The 13,297-nt window shown below is 70.0% G+C and carries 7 protein-coding genes; all 7 read right to left on the bottom strand.

Annotation, left to right across the window (positions count from 1 at the left end; all coding sequences use genetic code 11):
* Positions 1-59: 59 nt before the first annotated feature.
* Positions 60-3,200 (bottom strand): glycoside hydrolase family 38 C-terminal domain-containing protein, encoded by a 3,141-nt coding sequence (locus AB0N66_RS00650; RefSeq protein ID WP_365426384.1) that lies wholly within the window; start codon positions 3,198-3,200, stop codon positions 60-62.
* Positions 3,193-5,181 carry a DUF2264 domain-containing protein gene (locus AB0N66_RS00645; protein WP_365426381.1) on the bottom strand — a complete coding sequence of 663 codons (1,989 nt, stop codon included), beginning with the start codon at positions 5,179-5,181 and terminating at the stop codon, positions 3,193-3,195. Before AB0N66_RS00645 ends, AB0N66_RS00650 begins: the two co-directional genes overlap by 8 nt.
* On the bottom strand, positions 5,178-6,854 hold the full coding sequence (locus AB0N66_RS00640; RefSeq protein WP_365426378.1) for a substrate-binding domain-containing protein: 1,677 nt from the start codon (positions 6,852-6,854) through the stop codon (positions 5,178-5,180). Before AB0N66_RS00640 ends, AB0N66_RS00645 begins: the two co-directional genes overlap by 4 nt.
* Before the next feature lie 8 nt (positions 6,855-6,862).
* Positions 6,863-7,804, bottom strand: coding sequence for a carbohydrate ABC transporter permease (locus AB0N66_RS00635; RefSeq protein WP_365426375.1), 942 nt, complete (start codon positions 7,802-7,804; stop codon positions 6,863-6,865).
* Positions 7,801-8,778 carry an ABC transporter permease subunit gene (locus tag AB0N66_RS00630; protein ID WP_365426372.1) on the bottom strand — a complete coding sequence of 326 codons (978 nt, stop codon included), beginning with the start codon at positions 8,776-8,778 and terminating at the stop codon, positions 7,801-7,803. The genes AB0N66_RS00635 and AB0N66_RS00630 overlap by 4 nt, the downstream gene beginning before the upstream one ends.
* Before the next feature lie 301 nt (positions 8,779-9,079).
* Positions 9,080-10,096 (bottom strand): hydroxyacid dehydrogenase, encoded by a 1,017-nt coding sequence (locus AB0N66_RS00625; RefSeq protein ID WP_365426369.1) that lies wholly within the window; start codon positions 10,094-10,096, stop codon positions 9,080-9,082.
* A 138-nt stretch (positions 10,097-10,234) separates the two neighbouring features.
* Entirely contained in the window at positions 10,235-13,267 is a 3,033-nt protein-coding gene (locus AB0N66_RS00620) for a glycoside hydrolase family 38 C-terminal domain-containing protein (protein WP_365426366.1), read from the bottom strand.
* Positions 13,268-13,297 lie beyond the last annotated feature (30 nt).

Below are 13,297 nucleotides of genomic sequence, written 5' to 3'. Positions count from 1 at the left end.
ATGACACAGCTGTGTTGCTCTGGGCGGATCTTGCCTGTTCAGGGCAGCCGCGCGATGGATCAGCCGCTTTTTGGCCTTTCGCCGGCCGGGCGCAGACGGAGCGTACGGATCTGGAAGGGCCTGAGCCTGAGGTCGGCCGCCTCGTCGGACGCGAGTGCCAGTTCCCGTTCCGGCTGCTCCAGCAGGTCGCAGTCGAATACGGCGGCAAGCGCGAACCCCGCCGACAGCCGCGCCGAGGTCGCTCCCCCGCACGCTTCGTACAGGCGGACCACGACATCGCCGCTGCGGTCGTCCGCGAGCTTGACCGACTCGACCAGCACATCGGTGGTGTCGACTGCGACCAGGGCCCGAGCCGCGGCCGGGGCGGCTCGCAGGGGCAGGTTCAGCGCGTAGCCCCCGGCGATGGCCTCCTCGATCCCGGCGCCCGCGAGCAGCGCGTAGCTGAAGCTGTGCCTGCCGCGGTCGGCCCCCGGGTCGGGGCTGTGCGGCGCCCGGAGCAGGGAGAGCCGCACCGTCGTGGTGGTGCCTCCCCCAGCCTCCGGCCGGGGGGACCCCCATCTCGCTTCGCTCGCGTCCCGTGTGTCGCGGCGTACGTCATGACCGTAGGTGGAGTCGGTGAGCAGGGCCGCGCCCCAGTGTCGCTCGCCCACGTGCACCCAGCGGTGCGCCCACAGTTCGAAGCGCGCCGCGTCCCAGCTGGTGTTCTCGTGTGTGGGCCGCTGCACATGGCCGAACTGGATCTCGGCGCTCTCCCGTTCCGCGTGCACGTCGAGCGGCCATGCCGCCTTCAGTACGGTGTCGCGCTCCTGCCAGTCGATGTCGTTGCGGACGGTCACCTGCCGGCTCTCGGCGGTGAGCTCGATGTGCTGGACGAAGCGGGAGGATCCGTGGGCGCGCTCGACCCGCACCGACGCCAGCAGCGGCCCTTCGTCCACGAGCGTCACCGACTCGGCCTCGTCCAGGTCGCGCACGATGTCGCGGTAGTACGAGTCGAGGTTCCACGCCGACCACAGATTGGGGTCGTCGGGGTGGAGTTGGAGGAGGTTGCCGGCGGCGCCCGGAGCGATGGCCTCCCGCTGAGCGGTGTGGTCGTACACCGAGGTGAGCAGGCCGCGCCGGTCCACGACGACCGTCAGTACGCCGTTGCCGAGGACGAAACCGCCGTCCTTCGCATCGGCGGTGACAGCGGCCAGGGGCGCGTCCACGGTGCCGCCCGAGGCGAGGGGAGCGACCTCGGCGAGGACCGCGGCACGCCCGTCCGACAGGCGTTGCGCGCCGGGGAATTCGGCGTCGGAGACGACGGCGACCTCACGGCGTGGGCACGGCCCGGCGTTGAGGAGCGCGGGACTTCCGGGCAGGTGGCCGAACGCGTCGGTGATCAGCGTTTCGAGTTCGCCGTGGATCTCCGCGTACTCGCGCTCGGCCTGCTGGTGCACCCAGGCGATGGACGAGCCCGGCAGAATGTCGTGGAACTGGTTGAGCAGGACTCGCCGCCACAGCGATTCCAGCCGCTCGTACGGGTACGGTGCGCCGGCCTGGACGGCAGCGGTGGCTGCCCAGAGTTCGGCCTCGCGCAGCAGCGCCTCGCTGCGCCGGTTGCCGCGCTTGGTGCGGGCCTGGCTCGTGTAGGTGCCGCGATGGTTCTCCAAGTACAACTCGCCACGCCATACGGGGAGTTCGTCACGCTCGGCACGGGCCGCCGCGAAGAACGTGTCGGGTGACTCGATCACGACCTTGGGCGAGCCTTCGAGTTCGCGCAGTCGACGTGCCTTCTCCAGCATCGAGCGGGTGGGACCGCCACCGCCGTCGCCGTGGCCGAACGGGGCCAGCGAGCGGGTGGCCACCCCCTTGTCCGCGAAGTTGCTCTCCGCGTGGGCGAGTTCAGCTGCCGTGAGGGACGCGACGTAGCTGTCGACGGGCGGGAAGTGGGTGAAGATCCGTGTTCCGTCGATGCCTTCCCAGTCGAAGGTGTGGTGCGGCAGCCGGTTCGTCTCGTTCCACGAGAGCTTCTGGGTGAGGAACCACTTGGCGCCGGCCAGCTTGGCGAGCTGGGGGTAGGCGGCGGTGTACCCGAACGAGTCGGGCAGCCAGACACCGTGCTGCTCGACGCCGAACTCCTCCGCGAAGAACCGCCGCCCGTAAACGAGTTGGCGGGCCAGTGCCTCGCCACCGGGGAGATTGCCGTCGGCCTCGACCCACATCCCGCCGACAGGCACCCAGTTGCCGTCGGCCGCCGCCTTCTTCATCCGGGCGAAGATCTCCGGCCGCTGCTCCTTCATCCACGCGTACTGCTGGGCCGAGGAGCAGGCGAAGACCAGCTCGGGGTACTCCTGCGCCAGGGTGGTCATGTTGGTGAAGGTGCGCGCGCACTTGCGCACGGTCTCCCGGACAGGCCACAGCCAGGCCGAGTCGATGTGGGCGTGGCCGACCGCGGCGATCGTGTGCGCGGAGGCGTGCGCGGGCCGGGACAGCACATCGGCCAGGAGGGCCCGCGCCGCTGCCGCGGTGTTCGCCACGTCGGTCGGGTCGACGGCGCCGGCGGCTCGGCGCAGGGCATGGAGGATCTCGTGGCGGCGGGAGGAGCCCAGCGGAAGCTCGTGCATCAACTCGTCGAGCACCTCGATGTCGTGGATGAGGTGCCATACGTCGTCCTCGCGCACCGCGATCTCGGCCTGTTCGAGCCGGTAGATGTCCGCGGTGCCCGCGGTCTCCAGCGAACCGTGGTGGATGTGCAGGGCGGCACTGGCGACGATGGGCGGGTTGGCGGCCAGCTCGATCAGCAGGTCGACCCGGTCGCCGCCGATGGCGGAGTCGGCGAGCAGCGCGGTGCGGCTGTACGGGTGCAGTCCCTGCATCGGCGAGCCCTGGGCGTCATGGACCAGGCCCTCCGCCTGGCCACCCGGTCCCTTGGTCAGGTCGAAGCCGAGGTCGAAGACGGCCTCGACGCGGCGCCCCGACCACTGCGCCGGGATCTCCGCGCTCGCCCGCAGCCAGGTCGTCGCCCAGGGGCCGCCCCAGGTGGAGCCGAGCGTGAACGGCTCGTAGTCGGCGTGCAGAGCGTCGGCCACGGGGACCGGTTCGCCGTCGACGCGCCAGGCGCTCAGGGTGAGGGGGCGCACGGCGCTGTAGAGGGCGGGGCGGACGACCCGGTCCAGCAGCTTGCGGATCCGGGCCTCGATGATCCGGCGGTCGTCATGCACGGTGCTGGTCCTTCCAGGGGTCGTACGCGGATTCGGGTGCGGGCAGCCGGATCGTGTCCCGTACGCCGTCCGGCCAGGTCACGTCCGCGAGCAGGGTGGTGCCCTGAGCGCGGGTGGTGACCTGGGGCAACGCCGTGGGGTCGGTGCCGCCGAGGTGGATCAGGGCGATGTGGGCGGTGCCGTGCGCGACAGGGCCGTCAGTCTCCACGACGGGGGTGGCGGATGCGGCACCGAGGGCATTGCTGTCGGCGCCAAGTACCAAGGAGACATTGGGTAGTTGGTGCGCGCCGACGACGACGGAGACCAGCCCGTCGGCGCCCGCGACCCGGGCGGTGTCGCCGTCCTTCGGACCGGGAGCGGGTGCGAACTGCGGATCGACGGCCAACGCCCAGCCGCCGACGCGCAGGATGTGTCCGGCCGGGTCGTCACCAGGGGCGGGGTCCACGCGTACGGCCCGTACCTCTACCGATCCACGCAACGCGGAACCGACGGTGATCCAAGGGCCGAGCTTGTAGCGGGAGTTGGGGCCGCCGAACGGATCCCAGGTCGCGTCCTGGGGCCAGTGCGCGCGGGAGCGCGAGACGGCCGTGGCACCGTCCAGTGAGACTCTGGTCGCCGGCCGCCGGTGGGAGGCGCGCCCCGCCGTGTCCAGCAGGACGACCGCGTTGTCGAGCGGGTCGGCGTCCGCGCAGGCGCCGACGCCCGCGGTGGGATCGCCCGGGGTCTCGGGCGCGGTGTGCGTCGAGTAGGCCAAGCGCGCGTAGCAGGGGTCGTCCGCGTGCGGGCGGGCCGGGTCGGCGTGGTCCCCGCCATGGTTGACGACGCGGACGACGCCGTCGGCGGCGGTGCCGGAGACGAGCCAGCCGGGCGCGGCCAGGGCGCGCGTGAAGTCGGTCTGTTCGACGGCGAGGGGGATCTCCTCCTCGGTCCACACCGGGTGGTCGGGCGGCAGTGCGAGGCCGATGAAGCCCTTGCTCGCCCAGTACGGCGAGGCGGGCCCCGAGTACACCTGGAGGACGCCACGGAAGGGCCGGTGCCAGCCCAGCGTGAGCAGGCCCGCTTCGTCGGTGGCCCCGTGGCCCGTGAAGTGGTCGAGCGTCCGGTTCGCGATCGCCCGGGTCTCCCCCGGCGCCAGGGGTGTGGCGTCGAACAGGGCGCCGGTCCACAGCGGGGCGAGCGCGGCGTGGCGGTAGGTGAGCGAGCGGCCCTGGACGAGCGGCGAGCCGTTCGCTCCGACCAGGAGTCGCTGGTCCTCCAGGAAGCGGCGCAGCCGGGTCCGGTAGCGGTCGAGGAGCCCGCTGGGTGCGGCGTCGCCGAGGATGCGGCAGAACCACAGCGGGTACAGGTGCATGGCCCAGCCGTTGTAGTGGTCGAAGTTGCGCCGCTCGCCGCCGGTGAGCCCGTCGGAGTACCAGCCGTCGCCCGCGTACCAACCGTCGGTGAGTGCGATGGTGCGGTCGAGGTCCTGCTGGAGCCACTCCCCTCCGGCGGTGCGGGCGAACGCCTCGGTGACGCCCTGGAACCAGATCCAGTTGTTGCCGGGCATCGGGTCGCCGACCATCGGGGCGAGCCAGTCGAGGACGCGCTGTCTGACCTTGTCGTCGAGACGGTCCCAGATCCACGGCCGCGTCTCGTGCAGCGCGAGGGCGATGGACGCGGCCTCGACCTTGGCCTGGTTGCACTCGGAGAACGTGGGCCAGCGCTCCGGGTTCTTCGGGTCGGTGCCGGCGGCCAGGCCCGACACGTACCAGCCCGCGAGGTCGTGCGGGTCGGCTCCGCCCGCCCCCGCCAGCCGGAAGCCGGCCAGCAGGAAGGTGCGGGCGAAGCCCTCGAGTCCGTCGCTGCGCGTGCCGCTGCTGCTCGGCACGCCGGGCAGGTCGATCAGGGCGTGCCCGTCGGTGGCGTACGGCCGTACGGCGAGCAGCAGTTGGTCCGCGGTCCGCTCCCAGTGGGCGCGGTCCTCGGCGGGGGTACGGGTCATGAGTTGCGGGTCTCCCATGCCTGTTCGAACTCGCGGCGGATCTGGTCGCCTGCTTCCTTGCGCCAGTTCTTCATCGCGTCGTCCCACTCACCGAGCGGGACACGCCCCTGCATGATGCCCTTGCGGGTGTCGTCCAGGAGGGTGCCGAACAGCTTGGACTTCTTGGAGTCGGTCGGCGAGTACAGCGGCTCGGCGGGGTTCGGGATCAGCACCTCGACGGCTTCCTTCTGGAAGGCGTACTGGTTGTGCACGATGTCCGGCTTGGCCGGGTAGTACAGCGTGAACGGCGCGTCCGTCGCGAAGATGGTCGGCAGCGTGGCCTCGGCCTGGCCCTGCGGGGTGAGGACGGGGTCGGTGCCCTGGAGGGTGTGGTCCGGGCCCTGGACACCGTACTTGCGCTGCAGGTAGGCGTCGGTCCCGAAGGGGGCCGCCAGCGCGTTCATCGCGCGCAGGATCTGCTGGATACGGGACTTGGACGCCTTCTTGATGATGAGCGTGGCGTAGTTGGCCGAGCCCTGCCACTGACCGCCCTCGCCGCCGTCGAAGCCCGGTGCAATCAGGTAACCGAGATCGAAGCCCTCCGTGGCCGGGGCGAAGTTGGTGTAGTAGTCGTTCCACGCGGCCGGAGCATCGGGGTTCATGACGACCTGTCCGCCGCCGAACCACTCCTTCGCCTTGCCGAGCACGCTGTAGGTGTCCGGATGCATCAGGCCTGCCTTGGTGAGCTGGTTGACCGCGTCCAGGGACTGCTTGGCCTCCTCGGTCTCGTAGTACCAGGTGAACTTGCCGTTTTCCTCACGCCAGTTGTTGGGGGCTCTCAGCATCTGCATCACGAAGTTCCAGGCGGTGATGCTGTCGCCCATGGCGTACTGGTTGGCCTTCGGATCCGTGACGTCCTTGCAGAGCTGGAGGAACTCGGCCCAGCTCTTCGGATTCGGGTCCAGTCCCCGCTTCTTGATCAGGTCGAGCCGGGTGTAGTTGGGGCCGCCGGAGAGCGGGCGGGGCATGGGCAGCGCGTAGATACCGCCGTTGCGCACGCAGGGCGCCCAGGAGGCGGTCGGGATGTTGGCCAGGAACGGGTAGTCCCGGATGTTGTCGCCGGACAGATGCGGGGTGAGGTCCTCGAAGAGGGTGTCCAGCATGTCCGGCGTGGCCGCCGAGTTCTGGTCCGGCCTGAGCATCAGCATCGCGTCGGGCAGATCGCCGCCCGCGATCGTCACGGCGAACTTGGGCGGGTAGTCGCCGACCGGTGTGATCTCGAAGTTGAGGTCGCAGCCCACGCTGTCGTTCAGGTTCTGCCACAGGACGTTGCGCCCCTCCGGCGGCGGCACCGGGTTGAAGATCAGCGTCATGATGTCGATGGCGGGGCCCTTGGCGGGCGGGCCGTCCGGGAAGGCCTTGACGGGGTCGGCCGGGTAGTTCAGATAGCCGTTCGCGACCCCGTCCGCGGTGGCCGGCATCGATGTCGTCACGCCCTTGTAGGGGATGTACGTGGGCAACTGCGCCTGGGCGTTGGCGTCACGCCCGGTGGCGAGGTGGTAGTCCCCGCAGCCGGCCAGGGTCAGGCCCGCCGCGACGCCGACGGCGGAGGCGAGAAAGCCGCGACGGCTCAGTGCCGGGCGTGACAGTGGCTGCGGTAGCTGCTGTGGCTTCAGCGGCTTCAGTGGTTTCATCGGGGTGTTCATCCCTTCACCGCCCCGATCATTACGCCCTTGTTCATGTGCCGCTGAAGGAAGGGGTAGATGACCACGATGGGCACGATCGACAGAACCAGGATCGCCGCCTGCAGCGACTGGGCCGGTGGCAGCGGCGCCCCGGCCGCGACATCCACCTGACCGCCGCTGAGCGCCGCGTTGTTGACGACGTACGTCCGCAGCACCAGCTGCATGGGCCACTTCGACGCGTCGTTGATGTACAGCAGGGCGTTGAAGAACGCGTTCCAGTACGTCACCGCGTAGAACAGGCCGATGACGGCGACCGAGGCCTTGGACAGGGGAAGCACGATCCTCGTGAGGATGCTCAGCTCGGGCGCGCCGTCGATGCGGGCCGCGTCGATGAGCTCCTTGGGCACGCTCATGAAGAAGGAGCGCAGCACGATCACGTTGAACGCGTTGATCATGGTGGGCAGGATCAACGACCAGTAACTGTTGATCAGACCCAGCTGCTTGACCATCAGATAGCTGGGGATGACACCGGGCACGAACAGCATGGACATCAGCAGCATGAGCAGCACGGGCTTGTGCCCGAAGGACCCGGGCCTGCTGAGGCCGTAGGCCAGCATGATGGACGAGATCAGGCTGAGGGTGGTGCCGACGACGGTGATCCCGACGCTGACGAGCATGGCCTTGGAGACGATCCCGCCGTTGAGCAGTGCCTGGTACGCGGTGAAGGTGGGGTGGTCGGGCCACAGGACGTAGCCGCCCGCCTTGGTGACCTCGGCGGAGTCGGCGAGCGAGGTCGAGGCGATCGCCACGAACGGAAGCACGACGAGGATCACGCAGATCAGCAGGATCAGCGACTTGACGGAGCGCCAGGGCAGCGAGCCCGGGGTCTCCCCGGGGACGGCACTGTAGGCGCGGCGCTGTCCGCGGCGCCCTGGACGGGTCGGCGATATCGTTGTCATGACCGGTAGACACCTTCTTCCCCGAAGAGGTGGGCGATCTTGTTGGCGCCCAGTACGAGCACCACGCCGACCATGCCCTTGACGAGACCGACGGCGGCGCTGACGCCCCAGTCCCCGGCGATCAGGCCGTGGTTGTAGACGTAGGTGTCCAGCACCTCGCTGTTGTCCAGGCCGACGCCGGTCTGCTGGAGCAGGATCTGCTCGAAGCCGACGGACAGCGTGTCCCCGAGCCGGAGGATCAGCAGCAGGATCACCAGGCCGCGCAGCGCCGGCAGGGTCACGTGCCAGGTCTGCCGCAGGCGGCTGGCGCCGTCCATGGCGGCGGCCTCGTAGAGGTTGGTGTCGACGCGGGAGAGGGCGGCGAGGAAGAGGATCGTGCCCCAGCCGGTGTCCTTCCAGATGACCTGCGAGGTCAGCAGCGACTTGAACAGCTCGGGGTTGCCGATGATGTTCCAGGTGCCCATGTCGTGGGCCTGCAGGAACAGGTTGACCATGCCGCTGCCGCCCAGCAGCTGCTGGAACAGGGAGACGACGACCACCCAGGACAGGAAGTGCGGCAGGTACAGCACGTTCTGTACCCACCTCTTGACGCGTTCACTGACCAGACTGTTGAGGGCGAGCGCGAGGAGGATCGGTGCGGGGAAGACGAACACGACCTGGATCAGGGTGAGTTCGAGGGTGTTGACCAGCGCGTGCAGGAACTGCTCGTCGCCGTTGAACAGGACGTCGAAGTTCTTCAGCCCGCTCCACGGGCTGTGCATGATGCCGATGTAGGGCTGGTAGTCCTGGAACGCGATGACGTTGCCGAGCAGCGGGAGGTACTGGAACAGCAGCAGCACCACGATTCCCGGTATCAGGAACCAGAACAGGGCCATGTCGCGGCGGCGGCGCGGACGCGGTGACCGCGGACGGCCCTTGCCCGGCGGCCCGCCCTCCTCGGCCGGACGAGCGGCCGGATGTTGAAGCGTTGTCATGACGGGAAGCCCTTTCGCCATTGGACGGGCGTTGTCCGGCCACCCCCCGGGAACCGGCACGAGTATGTAAATCCAATCGATTGGCTAACGTCAATGCTTCCGACAGGTAAATTCTCGCGGCGTCATTCCTGTGTGGTCGGGATCCGCCTCCGCAGACAGTAAGCGCTTGTGCAGACCGCCGAGTTGAGCCTCTGCGAGAAAGCACGGATACCGCCCTGACCACGAGGGAATGCGGTCAGGGCGGTGATCGGTCAGTGGTGTGGGGCAGCAGTCCGCACCCGACCGGCTGCGTGCGGCTCGGTCAGGCCAGGTGTGTGAGTGCCTGCCGGGTGACCTCGCCGAGCAGCGGCTCACCCGCCACCCATCGCGCGACCTCCGCGACCGCGTACTGTCCGAGCCTTTCTGTCTCACGCCCCTGGGCACCGGCGATGTGCGGCGTGACCAGCACATTGGGCATCGACAGGAGCGGGTGGCCGGGCGGCAGGGGTTCAGGGTCGGTCACATCGAGGTACGCCTCAAGACGGCCGCCCGCACATTCACGGGCCAGGGCCGCCGTGTCGACGATGGCGCCCCGAGCGGTGTTGATGAGCGCACCACCGTCAGGGATGAGCCCCAGCATCCCGGCGTCCAGCAGGCCGGTCGTCTCGGGCAGGAGCGGCGCATGGACGCTCACGATTGCCGATCGATGGCAAAGCTCGGCGAGTTCCACCCGCTCCGCGCCCAGTCGGCGTGCCTCCTCGTCGGTCACGTACGGGTCGCTCAGCAGCAGTCGGTGGCCCGCGTCGGACCGGCGCAGTCCGGCCAGCACACCGCGGCCGATGCGCGAGGCGCCGACGATGCCCACTGTGCTGCCGTCGGCGCCCGAACGGCTGCCGAACGCCGGCCAGCCGTCTCTGTAGCCGGCCGCCATGGTCAGGGTGCGCCGCGCGGCGAGCGTGATGAGGGCCAGCGTGTAGGAGACGACAGGGCCTGCGTTGGCATCGGCTGCCGACGACACGACGATGCCGCGTTCCCACACCGCGTCGCTCACCAGCGACTTGACGCTGCCGGCAGCGTGCATCACGGCGCGCAGGCGGGGTGCGCGCGCCAGCACGTCGGCCGTGAGGCGGGGGCAGCCCCAGCCGCTGACCAGGATCTCCGCCTCGGCGAACGCGGCGGGGAACGTGCCCGGCGGAGAGGGCGGCTCCTGATCGGGGGCGAGCCGGACAAGCGCGGAGAGCTGTCGGCGCAGCTCTGCGGGGAGCACCTGATCGGCTACGGCGGGGTCCAGGACGCACACCGCGTTGAGCGGGTCGCTGCGGTCGGGGCGGTCTGTCATGCGGCGTGGTCCTCTTTCGATCCGTGCGGGTGGGAACCGGGTCCGGCGCAAGCCGAACCCGGTCGGGCCGAAGGCACGGGCACGTGGTGACAGGGGCGCCGCCCGCGCCCGTGTGTCGTGTGGTGCGGGGTGGTGTCGTCAGGCTCGCGGGAGGCGCAGAGTCACCATCTGGAAGGGCCTCAGAGCCAGTACGACACCACCGTCCACCTCCCTGGGTCGCTCGGCGTCCGCCAGCGGGCGTTCCAGCAGGTCCGTCAGGACGGCCCGCCCGGCGGCGAAACCGTCGGCGCGGACCGTGCCACGGGCGCGTCCGCCATGTGCCTCGTAGACGCGCACCACCAGGTCGCCGCTGCGATCGTCGGCCGGCTTGACCGCGCTCACCACGACGGCGTCGTTGTCCACGGTCACCAGCGGCGCCACCTCGCCGACGGTCCCGGAGACCCGGCGCTCGGGCAGGTTCGCCCGGTGCCCCTCGCGGACCGCGTCGCCGATCGTCGCGCCCGGCACCAGCGCGTGCCGGAACCGGTGGACGCCCTGGTCGGTCTCCGGATCAGGGTAGCGAGGAGCGCGCAGCAGCGACGCCCGTACGGTGGTCGTCGTGCCGGCGTCGGCACCGGTCCGTACCGAGCGGGTCACGTCGTGACCGTAGGTCGCGTCGTTGACGACCGCGACGCCCCAGCCCGGCTCGTCGACGTGCACGAAGCGGTGGTTGCAGGCCTCGAACTTGGCCCACTCCCAGCTCGTGTTCTGGTGGGTGGGCCGGTACGCGTGCCCGAACTGCGTCTCGGAGGCGTACCGATCGGCCTTCACGTCCAGTGGGAAGGCCAGCTTCAGGAAGCGCTCCCTCTCGTGCCAGTCCACCTCGGTGTCGATGTCGAGCCGCTTGGCGTCCGCCGGCAGCGACAGGAGCTGACTGACCCGGGAGCCGCCGAAGACCCGCTCAACGCGCACCGCGGTGCCTTCGAGGGCCAGTTCGGCGACGTCGGTGAGGTCGGTGCCCACGTTCCGGTAGAAGGCGTCGACGTCCCACGCGTCCCACTGGTTGGGGAAATCGGGATGGAGCTGGAGGAGGTTGGCCGCCTGCCCCGGCGCGATCGCCTCCCGTTCCGCGGCCAGGTCGTACGCGGAGACCACCAGGCCTCGTCCGTCGATCTCGACCCGCAACAGGCCGTTGTCCAGGACGTATCCGCCTCCTTCACGAGGGACGGCGATCACCGCATCATCCTCGGCGGCCCGGGCCGTGGCGCCCCCGGCCGGGACATCACGGCGGGTGTGCGGAGCCGAGTTGAACACCAGCTCGGTGCTGCCCGACGCGTCACCGGCGAGCGCACGCTGTGCACCCGCGATGATGCCCTCGAGCTCTTCGGCCAGCCGTGCGTAGGTCTCGCGCGCCTCGCGGTGCACCCAGGCGATGGAGGAGCCGGGCAGGATGTCGTGGAACTGGTGCAGCAGCACCGTCTTCCAGATCCGGTCGAGCTCCTCGTAGGGGTAGGGCGTGCCGGTGCGCACCGCCGCCGTGGTGGCCCAGAGCTCGGCCTCAGTCAGCAGGGACTCGCTGCGCCGGTTGCCCCGCTTGGTCTGCGCCTGGCTGGTGAGCGTGGCGCGGTGCAGTTCGAGGTAGAGCTCGCCGACCCACACGGGCGGGTCGGGGTATTCGGCCTCGGCCTTGGCGAAGAAGTCGGCCGGGGCCTCCCACTCGACGGTCGGCGCACCCTCCAGGCTGCGCATCCGGGCCGCTTTGGCGACCATCTCGCGCGTGGTGCCGCCTCCGCCGTCGCCGTATCCGGTCGGCGCGAGGGATCGGCTGGCGACGCCCTTCTCCTTGAAGTTGCTTGCCGCGTGCGCGATCTGACGCCCTGTCATTTCGCAGTTGTACGAGTCGACGGGCGGGAAATGGGTGAAGACACGGGTGCCGTCGATGCCCTCCCAGTTGAACGTGTGGTGCGGGAACTTGTTGGTCCGGCTCCACGAGATCTTCTGGGTGAGCAACCGCTTGGCTCCGGCCGCCCTGATGATCTGCGGCAGGCCCGCGGCGAAGCCGAAGGTGTCGGGCAGCCAGGCCTCGTCGTTCTCGATCCCGAACTCTTCCAGGAAGAACCGCTTGCCGAAAACGAACTGACGGGCCATCGCCTCCGACCCCGGCATGTTGGTGTCGGACTCCACCCACATCCCGCCCACGGGCACGAACCTGCCGTCCGCGACCGCCTTCTTGACCCGGGCGTACACCTCGGGCCGGTGCTCCTTGATCCACGCGTACTGCTGGGCCTGTGACATGGCGAAGACGAAGTCGGGCTCGTCCTCCAGCAGGGCCGTCATGTTCGACGCGGTCCGGGCGACCTTGCGTACCGTCTCGCGCAGCGGCCACAGCCATGCCGAGTCGATGTGTGCGTGGCCGACGGCGCTGATGTGGTGGGCCGCGGACGCGGCGGGCGTGGCGAGCACACCGGCCAGTTCGTCCCGGGCGGCCTGCGCCGTGCCGTTCACGTCCTGGAGGTCCACGGCGTCCAGCGCCCGGCCGACCGCGCGCAGGATCTCCCAGCGGCGCCCGCCTTCGAGGGGCAGCTCGTGCATCAGCTCGCCGAGGACTTCGAGGTCCATGGCCAGGTTCCACACCGTCTCGTCGAAGACGGCCAACCGCATCTGTCCCAGCACGTATTGGGGCGCGTCGCCGGCGGTCGCCTTGTCGCCCATCAGGGTCGGCTGGAACGGCGCCCCGCTCGCGTCGAGGTCGGGGTTGGAGGCGGCCTCGACGTGCCAGTGAACCTGCTCCCCGCCGGCCACCGGTGACCCGACGCGGACGTACGCGTTGCGCGGGTGGAGTCCCTTGACCGGGGTGCCGTCGGATCGGTAGACGAGGCCCTCGCACTGGAAGCCCGGGGTGCGCGGGGTGAAGCCGAGGTCGAGTACGGCCTCGACGGTACGGCCCGACCACTCGGCGGGAACCGTGCCCGTGACCTTGAACCAGCTGGTCCCCCATGGTGTGCCCCATGGGGTACCCGGGGCGATGGGGCGGGTCGGTGCTGCCAGTCCCTCGGCCACGGGCACGGGTTCGCCCGGGGTGGACCAGATCTCCACGGCAAGCGGTGTCGACTCGGGGTGGACGGCTGGGCGGATGCGTTCCCTGAGGACGCGCTCCAGGCGGGCTTCGACCAGGTTCCGGTCGTCGTGCATGAGGTACTTCTCCTGTTCCTGCGAGCATGC

Origin of the sequence: Streptomyces sp. NPDC093544 (genome assembly GCF_040683495.1) — a bacterium.
Classification (GTDB): domain Bacteria; phylum Actinomycetota; class Actinomycetes; order Streptomycetales; family Streptomycetaceae; genus Streptomyces.
Note: the sequence above shows the minus strand (reverse complement) of the source record. Positions and strands in the feature narration are given on the sequence as shown.

Bases quoted from the DNA above. Each gene is read 5' to 3' on its own strand.
- AB0N66_RS00645 (WP_365426381.1), bottom strand. From the start codon at position 5,181: ATGACCCGTACCCCCGCCGAGGACCGCGCCCACTGGGAGCGGACCGCG.
- AB0N66_RS00640 (WP_365426378.1), bottom strand. From the start codon at position 6,854: ATGAAACCACTGAAGCCGCTGAAGCCACAGCAGCTACCGCAGCCACTG.
- AB0N66_RS00635 (WP_365426375.1), bottom strand. From the start codon at position 7,804: ATGACAACGATATCGCCGACCCGTCCAGGGCGCCGCGGACAGCGCCGC.
- AB0N66_RS00630 (WP_365426372.1), bottom strand. From the start codon at position 8,778: ATGACAACGCTTCAACATCCGGCCGCTCGTCCGGCCGAGGAGGGCGGG.
- AB0N66_RS00625 (WP_365426369.1), bottom strand. From the start codon at position 10,096: ATGACAGACCGCCCCGACCGCAGCGACCCGCTCAACGCGGTGTGCGTC.
- AB0N66_RS00620 (WP_365426366.1), bottom strand. From the start codon at position 13,267: ATGCACGACGACCGGAACCTGGTCGAAGCCCGCCTGGAGCGCGTCCTC.